Raw genomic sequence first — 14,159 nt, forward strand, 5'->3', positions numbered from 1 at the left:
ATTACGTTTTAATCGTACCTAAGTTAGTTGAATTATTAGACTCTTCAAAAGCTTTCTTATTAAAAACAATTAAAATTCCAATACCAGAACTAATAGCCATATCGGCGACATTAAAAACAGGATCAAAAAACGAAAAGTATTTTCCTCCAATTAATGGTAAGTTATCTGGCATTACACCACTCCAAATCGGAAAGTGAAGCATATCTACAACATTGCCATGAAACACCTTGGCATAGCCACCGTCTTCCGGTAAAAATGTAGCAACTTGCATAACGCTATCACTAAACAAAACACCATAGAATACAGAGTCTAGGATATTCCCTAAAGCACCAGCAAATATTATAGAAATCGCAAATATTAAAGTTTTAGACTTCTTCTTTTTCGTAACATCTATAAGCCAAAACGCAATACCTGTTACAGCGACAATTCTAAATAAGGTTAAAACTAATTTTGCTGTTTCATCTGAAATAAAACTTATAAAATCGCTTAGCTTTGTGCCCCAAGCCATGCCATCATTTTCTATAAAAGCAATTTTAAACCAAGAAAAAACGGTAACGTCCTCACCTAATTGAAAATGGGTTTTTATATAAATTTTACTGATCTGATCAATCAGTAGAATCATAAAAATAATAATTGAGGCTTTCTTTAAGGACATTAAATGGTTTTAAACAAAAATAAAGGATTAATCTGGCTTTACAACCGTAATATTTCCATTAATAGACTTCAATTTCCATATTGAAGTTGCATTATAAAAACTAGCTATGGTAACTTTTCCATGATTAGAATTAGCCTCTACAAAAGCGCTTTTAGTCACAACGCTAATATCACCATCTAAAGTATTAATCGTGGCCGTTTTCGATGTGCCTTCAACATCACATCCTCCTTGTAATAACTCAATATAAAGCGATTTAAAACCCCCTTTCATATCTACCGAACCAATATCACTTAAGATCTGTAACGAGAGGTCTTCTGGAATTTCCATCCGCAATGTTGCTGCGATTACTTTGTGTGCATTTCGCTTATCATCTGGAATTTCTAAAAATGATAAATGCTCCAAGCCTAATGTCAATGTATGATTATTGACACGACTTACAACCTGAAATTCATTTTGATATTCGCCATCTAAAGTCGATAGTATCTTAATTTTATCAGTCTTTGAAGTTGAAACTGAAATCTTAAAAATTTGATTACCATTGATTACAATCGTCTCTATATTTTCAACCGTTAGTTCCTTTTCTAAAATATTCTGAGCGCTTAAGATGGTAGTAATGAAAAGAAAACCACAAAGCATAAAAAAAGCCTTGAAATTAAAATTCCAAGGCTTTATAAATTTATTAGTATTCAAAATAAGGTTTCAAATTTAAGAGACTCTTTTATTACAATTTCACTTCGGTTACAATTAGTAATCAGTGATCCATAAATTCACAGAGGCTTAAGATTGCATATTCTTAGCTTCAATGCTCAACGTTGCATGAGGTACTAATTTTAAACGCTCTTTGTTTATTAGTTTTCCTGTAACACGACAAACTCCGTAGGTTTTATTCTCAATACGGATAATCGCATTTTTTAAATCGCGAATAAACTTTTCTTGACGAATCGCTAGAGCAGAATTGGCTTCCTTACTCATCGTTGCACTTCCTTCTTCAAAAGCTTTGAAAGTTGGCGATGTATCATCAGTTCCGTTATCAAAATCATTCATATAAGCACTTTTAATAAGTTGTAAATCGTGCTCTGCCTTTTTTATTTTGTCTTGAAGTATAGCTCTAAATTCTTCTAAATCTTTATCAGAATATCTGTTGTTCGTCTCTGTTGTCATAATATTAATGTTTTTGAATAAATAATTTGGTATTAACATCGTCAAATACGATTTCTATACCATTATTTAAGGTGTCCATAATTTGTAATTCTTCGGTCAACGTTTCAGATTTAATATACGCTTCATTTGAAGAAATAGCCTCAACTATTTGGTCATCTTTCTGAAGTTGTACGTCAATTCTGTCAGTAACCTCAAATCCTGAATCTTTTCGTAAATTTTGAATACGATTTACTAGTTCTCTAGCAATCCCTTCTTTACGTAAATCTTCGTTGATGGTAACGTCTAAAGCTACTGTTAAAGCACCTTCATTAGCTACAAGCCATCCTTCAATATCTTGCGATGTAATCTCTACATCTTCCAATCCTAAAGTAACGGATTTTTCTCCAATTTTAATATCTAATTGACCATTTTGCTCAATATTTTTAATCTCATCAGCACCAAATACAGCTACCGCACTAGCAATCAACTTCATATCCTTACCGAATTTAGGCCCTAAGGTCTTAAAATTAGGTTTTATCTGCTTCACTAAGATGTCTGAAGCATCTTCTAAAAGTTCAATCTCTTTGATATTAACTTCATGTTTAATTAAGTCTGAAACCGCCTCAATCTCTTCCTTTTGTTGTTGATTATCAATAGGAATCATAATTTTTTGCAACGGTTGACGTACCTTAATTTTCTCCTTAGCTCTTAACGATAATACTAACGAACATATGGTTTGCGCACTTTCCATTTTTCGCTCTAATACTTTATCAATATTATTCGTATTTGCGATAGGGAAATTTGCTAAATGTACACTCTCAAAAGTTTCCTTTTTAGTAACGGCATTCAAATCTAAATACAAACGATCCATAAAGAAAGGTGCAATCGGTGCTCCTAACTTTGCAATGGTTTCCATGCATGTATAAAGTGTTTGGTATGCCGAAATTTTATCGGTTTGGTAATCACCTTTCCAAAAACGTCTTCTACTTAAACGGACGTACCAGTTACTTAAATAATCTTGTGTAAAGTCTGAAATTGCTCGCGCAGCTTTTGTTGGCTCGTATTCCGCATAATAATCATCTACTTTCTGAATTAAGGTGTTTAATTCAGATAAAACCCATCGGTCAATCTCTGGTCTTTCGTTTAATGGAATATCGGCTTCACTATAATCGAAACCATCAATATTAGTATAAAGCGTGAAGAATGAATACGTATTATAAAGTGTTCCGAAAAACTTACGACTTACTTCTGCAATACCTTCGCTATCAAATTTTAAGTTATCCCAAGGATTTGCATTACTGATCATATACCAACGTGTGGCATCTGCACCGTATTTAGATAAGGTTTCAAAAGGGTCTGCTGCATTTCCTAAACGCTTAGACATCTTTTGACCGTTTTTATCTAAAACCAATCCATTTGATACTACATTTTTGTATGCTACAGAATCGAAAACCATAGTTCCGATAGCATGTAATGTATAAAACCAGCCTCTTGTTTGATCAACACCTTCTGCAATAAAATCTGCAGGATAGGCTTCCTTATCATCTATTAAGTTTTTATTCTCAAAAGGATAATGCCATTGTGCATAAGGCATAGAACCTGAATCGAACCAAACATCTATTAAATCACTTTCGCGATTCATAGGTTGCCCTGATGCCGAAACCAACACAATTTTATCAACTACGTTTTTATGCAAATCGATAGTATCGTAATTTTCTTCAGACATGTTATCTACTTCAAAATCTTTGAAGATATCTTGCGTCATAAAGCCAGCTTTAACCGACTTAGCCATCTCTGACTTTAATTCTTTTACAGATCCAATGCAAATGACTTCTTTACCATCCTCTGTTCTCCAGATTGGTAATGGGATTCCCCAAAAACGAGATCGTGATAAATTCCAATCGTTTGCATTAGCTAACCAATTACCAAAACGTCCTTCACCAGTTGATTTTGGTTTCCAGTTAATGGTGGTATTTAGCTCGTGCATTCTCCCTTTTACATCTGTGATTTTAATAAACCAAGAATCTAATGGGTAATATAAAATTGGCTTATCAGTTCTCCAACAATTTGGGTAACTGTGCTTATATTTTTCAACCTTAAAGGCTTTGTTTTCTGTTTTTAATTGAATAGCCAATTCAACATCTATAGAACGTTCTGGCGCTTCACCATCCTCATAATATTCGTTCTTCACATATTTACCTGCGTATTCTCCCATTTCTGGTCTGAATTTTCCTTGTAAATCTACCAATGGCACTAAATTACCATTGTCGTCTTTTACTAAAAGCGGTGGGATCTCTGGAGAGGCTTGTTTTGCTACCAAGGCATCATCAGCTCCAAAAGTTGGTGCTGTGTGTACAATACCTGTTCCATCTTCAACCGTTACGAAATCTCCAGATATGACTCTAAAAGCATTTTCAGGATTATCGTTTGGTAAAGCGTATGGTAATAATTGTTCGTATGTAATGCCTACTAAATCTTTTCCGATGAAATCTTTAACTACATAATAAGGAATCTTTTTATCGCCTTCTTTGTAATCTATTAATTCTGATTTAGTTTCAACGCGTTTAAATTTACCATCAAATTGTTTGTTGACTAAATTCTTAGCCAAAACGACATTCATGGGTTTAAACGTGTATTGATTATAAGTTTCAACTAAAACATATTCAATTTTTGGCCCAACGGTTAATGCGGTATTACTCGGTAATGTCCAAGGCGTTGTTGTCCAAGCTAAGAAGAAAATATCTCCTTCATCTTGAAGAAAATCTGGTAATGAATCTGCATTGGCTTTAAACTGAGCGACAACTGTTGTATCCGTTACATCTTGATAGGTTCCTGGTTGATTAAGCTCATGCGAACTTAAACCTGTACCTGCTTTTGGCGAATAGGGCTGAATAGTATAACCTTTATATATTAAATCTTTTTCATAAATCTGTTTTAACAACCACCAAACAGATTCCATGTATTTAGACTTGTAGGTAATGTACGGATCGTCCATATCTACCCAATATCCCATTTTTTGAGTAAGGTCATTCCAGATATCCGTATAACGCATCACCGCTTTTTTACAAGCTTGGTTATATTCTTCTACAGTGATTTTTTTACCAATATCCTCTTTGGTAATACCAAGTTCTTTTTCTACACCAAGTTCAACAGGTAAACCATGTGTATCCCAACCGGCTTTACGTTTTACTTGAAAACCTTTCATGGTTTTGTATCGTGGAAAAATATCTTTAATAGCACGTGCTAAAACGTGGTGCACACCAGGTAATCCGTTTGCTGAAGGCGGTCCTTCAAAAAACACAAATGGTGGTTTTCCTTCTCTTGAGGTTACACTTTTATCGAAGATATTATTAGCTTCCCAATAGTTACCGATTTCATCCGCAACTTTTGACAAGTTAAGTCCTTTGTATTCAGGGAACTTTGTACTCATTATTCTAGTTTCTTTTCGAGGTGCGAAAATAATGAATTTTAAGGAAAAAGAAGACTAATTTTTAAACCAGAAATCCAACCAAATCCTCAATTTTAGAAATCAATTGAATCTTAATAACCGTGTTTTTTAAAGCTATTTTATTGTATTTAGATACAAAGATGGTTGTAAAACCTAATTTTTCGGCTTCAAGAATACGCTGTTCTACGCGTTGAACAGGTCTTATTTCTCCAGAAAGTCCTACTTCTGCAGCAAAACAATAGGTACTTGGCAAAGCCACATCTTCATTAGAAGATAAAATGGATGCGACAACGGCTAAATCTATAGCAGGATCATCAACAGTAATACCACCTGTAATATTTAAAAAGACATCTTTTGCCCCTAATCGGAAACCTGCACGTTTTTCTAAAACCGCTAATAGCATGTTGAGACGTTTGGCATTAAATCCTGTAGCAGATCGCTGAGGAGTTCCGTAAACCGCTGTACTAACCAAGGCTTGCACTTCGATCATTAAAGGCCGTAAACCTTCTAAAGTAGCTGCGACTGCGTTACCAGAAAGTTCTTCGTCTTTTTCTGAAATCAGTATCTCGGATGGATTGGAAACTTCTCGTAAACCTGAACCTTGCATTTCGTAAATACCAAGTTCATTTGTAGAACCGAATCGGTTTTTGTTGGCGCGTAGAATTCTAAATACATGATTTCGGTCACCTTCAAATTGAAGTACCGTATCTACCATATGCTCTAGAATTTTCGGACCTGCAATATGTCCATCTTTAGTAATGTGACCAATTAATAGAACAGGTGTTGCTGTTTCTTTGGCAAACTTTATCAGTTCTGTCGTACACTCCTTTATTTGAGAAATACTTCCTGCAGACGACTCTATATAATCGCTATGTAAAGTTTGGATAGAGTCTATAACCACAATATCTGGCTCTAAAGCTTCGATTTGCTTAAAAATATTTTGAGTTTTGGTTTCCGTAAGAATATAGCAATTACTGCTATTTGGGTTAATACGTTCGGCACGCATTTTTATTTGTTTCTGACTTTCTTCACCCGAAACATAAAGCGTTTTGTATTGTAGCTTTAAGGCAATTTGAAGTAAAAGTGTACTCTTTCCAATGCCTGGTTCACCACCGAGTAATGTTAAGGAACCATGAACCATTCCTCCACCAAGTACACGATTAAATTCGCCATCTTGCATATCTAAACGTGCTTCTTGCGAGGTATCAATATCATTAATTAATAATGGTTTTGAAACCCGTTTTGACGTTGTCGTTGGTGTTTTCCAATCGCTCTTTTCTGGTTTTTGAATGACTTCTTCTGCAATGGTATTCCATTCTTTACAAGAGGTACATTGCCCTTGCCATTTGGCATATTGACTACCACAATTCTGACAAAAAAAAGTTGTTTTTACCTTAGCCATATTCTCATTTCAGAATCCTAAATAATAGGATTATTATAGTTTGAAACAGCTAAATTAAGACAATTTTAGTTGATGTCTTTAAACCAACCTATAATAGCTAAAACTTTTAATGCAACTAATTTTGAAGGCATATTAGAAAATAAAAACGTTTTTGTTTTATCAAATAATGATTCAAAAAAATAGTCTGTAGACAATCTATGTTTTCTAGTTCTCTTCATCATCGTCGTCATTATCATCAATCTCCTCATCTAAATCTGCTACAGTAAGTTCATCAATCTTAGAAAAGATAAAATCTCTATTAATATGACTTACATCGTTTAAGGTTAATGCAGACTCATATAATTTTTTTGCTTTTTTTGTTTTACCAAGTTTTTCTGCAGATTGCGCTAAATAATACGTTCCCATTAAAGATTCTGGATGAAGTTTATTCGCTAGCGCTCCTAATTTACCAAGTGATTTTAAATCTTCACGTTGTTCTGCAATTTTTATTACTTTTTCTATTTCAGCTTCACTAATTTCTTTTTTAATACCGAAAAGCTTTTCTATCCTTTTATAGCGATCCGTTAAGTAATTGTCTAAAGTCCCCTCATAAGGCAATACTTTCTCTTCAAGCTCTTTTTCTCTTAGTGGATTGTAGATATCGAAAATCTTTTCAAAAGATCTAGCCAAAGCACTTGTTACTAACGTATAGTGATTTTCATCTTTAAAATCATCAAAATAATAGGTTACGTTCTGGTTATCTAGTGCTTTAATTTGTGCGTTTGTAGACAATATACTTTCTCGAAGTTGTGGTATATCCTTTTCTGAAGTTGCTAAATAATAGAAAATATCATCTTTAAAAAGTGCTAAACGTTTTGAAATAAAGTTATTTAACGACCCAATAAAATCTGGACTAATACAAACGTAAGCCTGAAAATCGAGCACCTCTTTAAACAAATAAGAGTTAATTAAATTACCCATGTTATCATGACCAACAGCAACTCTAAACTTACTGGTGTTGTATTTTTTATCTATGTAAGGTAATAATTCGTCTGAAACAAAATCGTGAAATCTAAGTCCCGATTCTGTTGGTAACCCTGTAGTTGGATCGTAATAACCATCATAAAAACGGTTTTCCCCTTGCATTATACCAACAACTATAGAGCCTGGCATATTATCAAAATACGTTTGAAAGTCTATTTGACCAACTACGGGTTCAAATAGATAATCCCCATCGAATACAATTATTACAGGATACTTTTCATCAGCATTTGCATCATAATTCTTTGGTAGTTTAACTTTTAATTTACGTACGGCGTTAAGTTTAGCCGAGGATATTTCCTGATAGGTGGTCTGCGCAAATGAAGAAGCGCAGATTAGACATGCAAGAACTAAAAAAATAGTCTTTTTCATGATAAGTAGGTTTAGATTTGGGATACCAAACATACTAAATTATCGCTATGTTGTCAATTTTTTTCGATGAAATGCATCAATCTTTCATCTTATCCTGAATTTCATACATCTTGTCGAGCATCATTTCCTTATCTACAGATTGGGATGGCTCTAATAATAAACCCGATTTATAACGCTGTAAAGCTCTTTTTAAATCGCCTTCTTTTTCATTATACATTCCTGAATAATAAGCACTTAACATTGATTTCGGAAATTCTTTATTCACTAGCTTAGCTAATTTTTCTAAAGAATCTAAATCATCCTTTTTATTGCTAGCTGCTGCAATAGCTCTAATATCATTTTCAATTAATTTTTTTTCAAAACCATAGAAATGCTCTATGTCTTTATACTTTTTAATCAAATAATCGTAAGGGGATCCTTCAAAAGTTAACACTTTCTCTGAATATTCTTTCGCGTTAATAGGTTTAAAAAGGGCAAAAATCTGATTTAAAGCTTTTGGAATTCCTCTTCCAACTAAAGAATAGTGATTTGCGTCTTCAAAATCATCAAATTTATAAAGAAGATTTTCATTTTCAATAGTAGAAAGAATAGCATCATTCTCTAAAATAGAACTTCTTATCGCTTTTATATCCGCATCTGCAGTGGCCATGTAATAAAATATTTCTTGTTGCAGAATAGATAAGCGTTGTTTTAATCGATGCATCATTTCTGGTGCAAAATCCGGACTTAAAGCTACATAAGCCCTAAATAGAGGCTCATCCTTAAACAGGTAATAATTTATAAAATTAGCACCCAAATCGTGCCCAACAATAATTCTAAAATTAGAGGCATTATAATTATCTTCAATAAATGGCAATAATTCGGCTGCCATAAATTCATAAAATGCAGCTCCATTATGCGAAGGAAAAAAGGACTCATTATCATAATAAAAATCATCTGTTCTTGTAGATGCTTGATTAATTCCTACAACAATACAATCTGGTATATCCTCCCAATAGGATTGGTAATCGATATTACCAGCAATTGGCTCAAATAAATAATCGCCATCTAAAACGATAATTAGAGGATAAGAACGTTTTTCTTCAGGGTTATAATTTCTAGGTAATTGAATTTTTAATTCACGTTCACCTTCAAGCTTATAAGAATCAATGGTTTTATATACTGCCTGAGAATGAATATTTAAACCTATAAAAAGAGCTAGAACTAAGTAAAAATTCTTCATATTATGCATAAATTAAAAATTTAAAGTAAGGTAAAAAATATTTTTATAATGATGTTTTCTTTCTGTTGAAAATAGGTAAATATAATAATGATAAACCACCAACAATGATAATAACTAATGTTTGAGTTGACCATACTATCCACCCAAAAGCCCTACTCGGATCTTCTGCCATTCCAAATAATGAAAAGGCAATTACGACTGCTTCAGGAAACGAGCCAATGCCCCCGTTAGTAGCTGCAATACTAAAACTAGACAAAATAAACCCGATAAGGACAGCGGCTAATGTTATGTTTTGTAATTCGGGCAAAGCAAATGTGGTAACATAAAACATGAGTACGTACATAACCCATATAAATAAGGTGTGCCCTATAAAAGCCCATTTTTTTTTCATCTTGAAAATACTAAGTGCTCCTTCTAATAATCCAACTACAAATCCTTTTACTTTAAGTGCAAACTTGGAAGTACTTTTCTTAATAAACAGAAACAACAGCAAAGCTCCTAAAAGCAATACTGAACCTCCTAAAATTAATGAGGTTGGGTTAAATTTCTCAGCAAAAAAATTATAGATGAACTCGAATTCTATAAAAAACGCTATAGCCACTATTGAAAGTAACATAATAGTATCCGCAATGCGCTCAGCAACTATAGTACCAAAGCCTTTATCGAAAGGAATACCCTCATAATTTTTCAAAATAGATGCTCTTGCAACTTCACCTGCACGTGGAATCGTAAAATTTATAAGATATGCCGAGTATACAGCCATTAAACTATTTCCAAATTTTGGCTTATAACCTAAAGGCTCTGCCATATACAGCCAACGATAGGCTCTAGACACATGACTAAGAACACCGAGAGAAACACCTAGAATTATCCAACTATAATCAGCATCTTTAAAATACTGAACTAAAGTAGGAATAGAGATTTTAGACAACGAATACCATACCAAGCCAACTCCTAAGAGTAATGGCAATACAACTTTTAGGATGGATTTAGGTTTAGCCACCTGTTTACTTTAGAAGATTCGTAGCTTCGTCCGGAAATACTAATGACGGTTTAAACACCTTAGCTTCTTCAATATCCATAATCGCATAAGTAATAAGAATAAGCGTATCGCCAACAGCTACTTTACGTGCCGCAGCTCCATTAAGCGTAATTTCGCCGCTATTACGTGGACCAGGAATACAATAGGTTTCTAAACGTTCTCCATTGTCATTATTAACAATTTGAACTTTTTCGCCTTGTATAATATTTGCCGCTTCCATTAAGTCTTCGTCAATAGTTATACTACCAATATAATTAAGTTTGGCTCCTGTAACCTTTACACGATGAATTTTAGATTTTACAACTTGTATTTGCATACCACAAAGATAATTAATTTAAAGCGATATTATCTATCAATCTTATATCGCCCGCATACACAGCTATAAATGCTCTATATGACTTTTTTGTTGATTTACGTTTTACCGGTTTTAAGGTCGCAATATCCGCAATAATAAAATACTCTAACTCTAAAAGTCCTTGTTTTTTAAATTGTGTATTGACCCATTCCGTTACATTCTGAGCACTTTTTGTGCCAAACTTTGTTTTGGCAGATATTAGTGTTTTATAAATAAATGGAGCATCAGCTCTATGCGCTGGTGACAGTCTTGCATTTCTAGAACTCATAGCCAATCCATCGGCTGCTCTGTGAATTGGACAACCAATAATCTTAACAGGCAAATGATGCAACTCTACAAGTTTTCTAATAATTTGTAATTGCTGAAAATCTTTTTCGCCAAAATAGGCACGGTCTGGCTTAACAATTTCAAATAAACGTTTCACAATGGTGCCGACTCCATCAAAGTGTCCTTCTCTAAAGGCACCTTCCATTTCATGCTCTAGGCCATCAAAATTAAATGCTTGAGATTGTATCTCACTACCGTAAATATCTTCATTAGAAGGAGCATAAATAATGATGCGATCATCACCCACGGTGTTCAATAGCGTGAGATCTGCCTCTAAAGTTCTTGGGTACTTAACTAAGTCCTCCTCATTATTAAACTGGGTAGGATTAACAAAAATACTAACAACCACAAAGTCGTTTTCTTTTAACCCTTTATTAACCAGTGACAAATGTCCTTTATGCAAGGCACCCATTGTTGGCACGAAGCCAATGGTGCTACCATGGTCTTTTAACGCACTTACATAATTCGATAATTCAGTTTTATTTTGAAAGTTTTTCAATGTCGTAACAAAAGTTTAACGCATGCAAACATAATATAATACTAGCAATCTGCCCAAATTTTTGTAATTTTGCATGTTTTTTACTATTAATTTCAAAAGCAGCAGATTTATGAAAGATAAACGAATATTGTATGTGTCCTCGGAAGTTGTTCCATATTTACCAGAAACTGAAATTTCTTCAATGTCATTTGAAGCACCAAGAATGGTAAACAAACAAGGAGGTCAGATTAGAATATTTATGCCTCGTTTTGGAAATATTAATGAAAGAAGACATCAATTACATGAAGTTATTAGACTTTCTGGTATCAATTTAGTCATTAATGATTTAGATATGCCTTTGATTATTAAGGTCGCTTCAATTCCTAAAGAACGTATCCAAGTTTACTTTATAGATAATGAAGATTATTTTAAGAGAAAAGCAACATTAACAGACGAAGACGGCAAACTATTTTCAGATAACGACGAACGTGCGATCTTCTTTGCTAAAGGAGTTATAGAAACTGTTAAAAAATTGAATTGGGCTCCTGATATTATTCATGTTAACGGTTGGTTAGCGTCATTACTTCCATTGTACTTAAAAGAGTTTTACAAAACGGAACCTTTATTTACCGAAAGTAAAATAGTAACCTCTGTATACAATCAAAGCTTTGAAGGCACGTTAGATAAAGACATGATCTCTAAAGTGAATTTTGATGGATTGGATGCGGAAACAACAAAATTATTAAATCAGCCAGATTACATTAATTTAATGAAAATTGCAATCGATAATTCTGATGCCATTATTAGAGGTTCTGAAGAATTACCAAAAGAATTAGATACGTATTTAAATGATTTAACAAAACCGGTATTAGATTATTACTCTATTGAAGAATTTGCAGATCCTTACACAGAGTTTTACAACAATACTGTATTAAACAGTTAATATTACCTATGAAAAAAAATAAAATTGCCCTACAGTTTATATCCTTTGGTTTAATTGTTTTAAGTTTTATTGCTTGTGATAATGATTATGCAAGCTTAAAGTCTGATGTTCTCAATAGTGATATCGCAACAAATTTCGATATATTATCAGAAAAAGGATACAACGTTACAACATATACTAAAGCTTTAACACCAGTACAAACAAACTTATTAGGCTTAACAACCTTAGGTATCTACGACGATGCTTATGGAAGAACAACCTCGAGTTTTGTAACTCAGTTAACACCTTCAACATACTCCCCAACATTTGGAGATGAAGCAAGGGTAGATTCTGTTGTTGTTACCATTCCATATTTTAGTACTGCAACAGGTATTGATGAAGATGGCAATACGACCTACAGTCTAGATTCTGTAATATCTAAAGGGGAAAACTACAATAACATAAAGTTAAGAATTTTTGAAAACAACTACTTCATTAGAAATTTTGATCCTAGTGGTGGTTTTAATGAAGGTCAAGCTTATTTTTCAGATAAAACATCAACAACTGAAACAATATCAACGACAGCTTTAGAAGGCTCAGAATTTACTTTTGTAGATTATGATGAAATGGGTAGTAATATGTTCGTGGTTGACAATGAAATTGATATAAACGATAAAGGCTATAGCTTAAAAGACGTTAATAATCTCGATGAAAATGGAGATAAAACCTTGTTATCAAACGAATCTCCAGGAATAAGAATCATGTTAGAACCTTCTTTTTGGGAGAATAAAATACTAGCTAAAGAAGGAGATGCCGTTTTAAGTAATCTAAATAATTTTACAGAGTACTTTAGAGGTCTTTATTTTAAAGCGGAAACCGTAAACGATGATGGTAGTTTTCTTGTTTTAAATACAACAAGCTCTAATAACGCTAACATAACAATATACTACTCAAAATTAACAGAATCAACCACAGATGATGCAGAATTGAGAGACAATTCTACATATGTTCTTACTTTTGGCTCAAATAAAATTAATTTTTTCGAGAACGACTTTACACTGCCTATTAATGACGGAGATGCAACTAATGGTGACAGTAGGATTTACCTAAAAGGAGGAGAAGGCGCTATTGCGGGAATAAAATTATTTGATGGTTTTGACACCGATGAAGGTATTAGCAATTTCGATAAATTCAGAAATGATTTTGTTAACTTAGAAAACAACAAATTTGAAAGCTCTAAACGATTAGTTAACGAAGCCAATTTGGTTTTTTATGTAGATAGAGAACAACTAGATCTTTTAAATGAAGATCCTGACAACGAACCTAATCGCTTATATCTGTATGATGCACAAAATAAAACACCTTTAGTCGATTATTATTTAGATGCTGCTAACACCAATTTACCTTCGTTTTCTAGAATTAGACATCTCGGCCCTTTACAACGTGTTGAAGATGAAACCGACGCTGACTATGAAAAAGGTATTAAATATAAATTAAAGATTACGGAACATATTAATAATTTACTATTGAGAGACTCAACAAATGTTGAGCTTGGTTTAGCTGTATCTTTAAATGTTAACATAGAAGACCCTAGTATTAGCTTTTCTCAAAGTAAAGTAAAGACTGATGACGATTTAAATTTAACTGTACCAATAGGCTCTGTATTATCCCCAAGAGGAACTATACTGTACGGTAATAACGTAACAGATCAAGACGAAAGTAAACGCGTGTATTTAGAAATCTATTACACAGAACCAAATTACTAAAAAACAAACC

At 33.3% G+C, this 14,159-nt stretch carries 13 protein-coding genes; 2 read left to right on the plus strand and 11 right to left on the minus strand.

The features are described from left to right. Position 1: 1 nt before the first annotated feature. The 11 genes from DFQ09_RS12265 to panC all read right to left on the minus strand — a co-directional run bounded on the left by DFQ09_RS12265 (position 2) and on the right by panC (position 11,482). Positions 2 to 655 carry a lipoprotein signal peptidase gene (locus DFQ09_RS12265; RefSeq protein ID WP_115810736.1) on the minus strand — a complete coding sequence of 218 codons (654 nt, stop codon included), beginning with the start codon at positions 653 to 655 and terminating at the stop codon, positions 2 to 4. Between the two features lie 27 nt (positions 656 to 682). Next, positions 683 to 1,345, minus strand: a complete 663-nt coding sequence (locus tag DFQ09_RS12270; protein WP_115810738.1) for a DUF4097 family beta strand repeat-containing protein — start codon at positions 1,343 to 1,345, stop codon at positions 683 to 685. Positions 1,346 to 1,432: 87 nt separating this feature from the next. Then, entirely contained in the window at positions 1,433 to 1,816 is a 384-nt protein-coding gene (locus tag DFQ09_RS12275; RefSeq protein ID WP_115810910.1) for a TraR/DksA family transcriptional regulator, read from the minus strand. Positions 1,817 to 1,820: 4 nt separating this feature from the next. Next, positions 1,821 to 5,225: an isoleucine--tRNA ligase gene (ileS, locus tag DFQ09_RS12280; protein ID WP_115810740.1), complete on the minus strand. Its 3,405-nt coding sequence runs from the start codon at positions 5,223 to 5,225 to the stop codon at positions 1,821 to 1,823. A 61-nt stretch (positions 5,226 to 5,286) separates the two neighbouring features. After that, positions 5,287 to 6,645 carry a DNA repair protein RadA gene (radA, locus tag DFQ09_RS12285; protein WP_115810742.1) on the minus strand — a complete coding sequence of 453 codons (1,359 nt, stop codon included), beginning with the start codon at positions 6,643 to 6,645 and terminating at the stop codon, positions 5,287 to 5,289. A gap of 65 nt (positions 6,646 to 6,710) precedes the next feature. Continuing rightward, complete coding sequence (locus tag DFQ09_RS18935; RefSeq protein ID WP_181897176.1) at positions 6,711 to 6,866, minus strand: hypothetical protein; 156 nt, start codon at positions 6,864 to 6,866, stop codon at positions 6,711 to 6,713. After that, on the minus strand, positions 6,850 to 8,037 hold the full coding sequence (locus DFQ09_RS12290; protein WP_179348922.1) for an alpha/beta hydrolase: 1,188 nt from the start codon (positions 8,035 to 8,037) through the stop codon (positions 6,850 to 6,852). Before DFQ09_RS12290 ends, DFQ09_RS18935 begins: the two co-directional genes overlap by 17 nt. Positions 8,038 to 8,113: 76 nt before the next feature. Beyond that, a complete protein-coding gene (locus tag DFQ09_RS12295; RefSeq protein ID WP_115810746.1) occupies positions 8,114 to 9,259 on the minus strand; it encodes an alpha/beta hydrolase in 1,146 nt (381 codons plus the stop codon). 43 nt (positions 9,260 to 9,302) lie between these two features. Continuing rightward, complete coding sequence (locus DFQ09_RS12300; RefSeq protein ID WP_115810748.1) at positions 9,303 to 10,262, minus strand: lysylphosphatidylglycerol synthase transmembrane domain-containing protein; 960 nt, start codon at positions 10,260 to 10,262, stop codon at positions 9,303 to 9,305. A 4-nt stretch (positions 10,263 to 10,266) separates the two neighbouring features. After that, positions 10,267 to 10,617: an aspartate 1-decarboxylase gene (panD, locus tag DFQ09_RS12305; RefSeq protein WP_020897988.1), complete on the minus strand. Its 351-nt coding sequence runs from the start codon at positions 10,615 to 10,617 to the stop codon at positions 10,267 to 10,269. A 13-nt stretch (positions 10,618 to 10,630) separates the two neighbouring features. Continuing rightward, a complete protein-coding gene (gene panC, locus DFQ09_RS12310) occupies positions 10,631 to 11,482 on the minus strand; it encodes a pantoate--beta-alanine ligase (RefSeq protein ID WP_115810750.1) in 852 nt (283 codons plus the stop codon). Positions 11,483 to 11,591: 109 nt separating this feature from the next. Between panC and DFQ09_RS12315 the strand changes: the two genes are divergently transcribed. Both DFQ09_RS12315 and DFQ09_RS12320 read left to right on the plus strand, forming a co-directional pair. Next, positions 11,592 to 12,404 (plus strand): glycogen/starch synthase, encoded by an 813-nt coding sequence (locus DFQ09_RS12315; protein ID WP_115810752.1) that lies wholly within the window; start codon positions 11,592 to 11,594, stop codon positions 12,402 to 12,404. Positions 12,405 to 12,412: 8 nt separating this feature from the next. Then, complete coding sequence (locus DFQ09_RS12320) at positions 12,413 to 14,149, plus strand: DUF4270 domain-containing protein (RefSeq protein WP_115810754.1); 1,737 nt, start codon at positions 12,413 to 12,415, stop codon at positions 14,147 to 14,149. Positions 14,150 to 14,159 lie beyond the last annotated feature (10 nt).

Origin of the sequence: Winogradskyella pacifica (genome assembly GCF_003386275.1) — a bacterium.
Lineage (GTDB): Bacteria > Bacteroidota > Bacteroidia > Flavobacteriales > Flavobacteriaceae > Winogradskyella > Winogradskyella pacifica.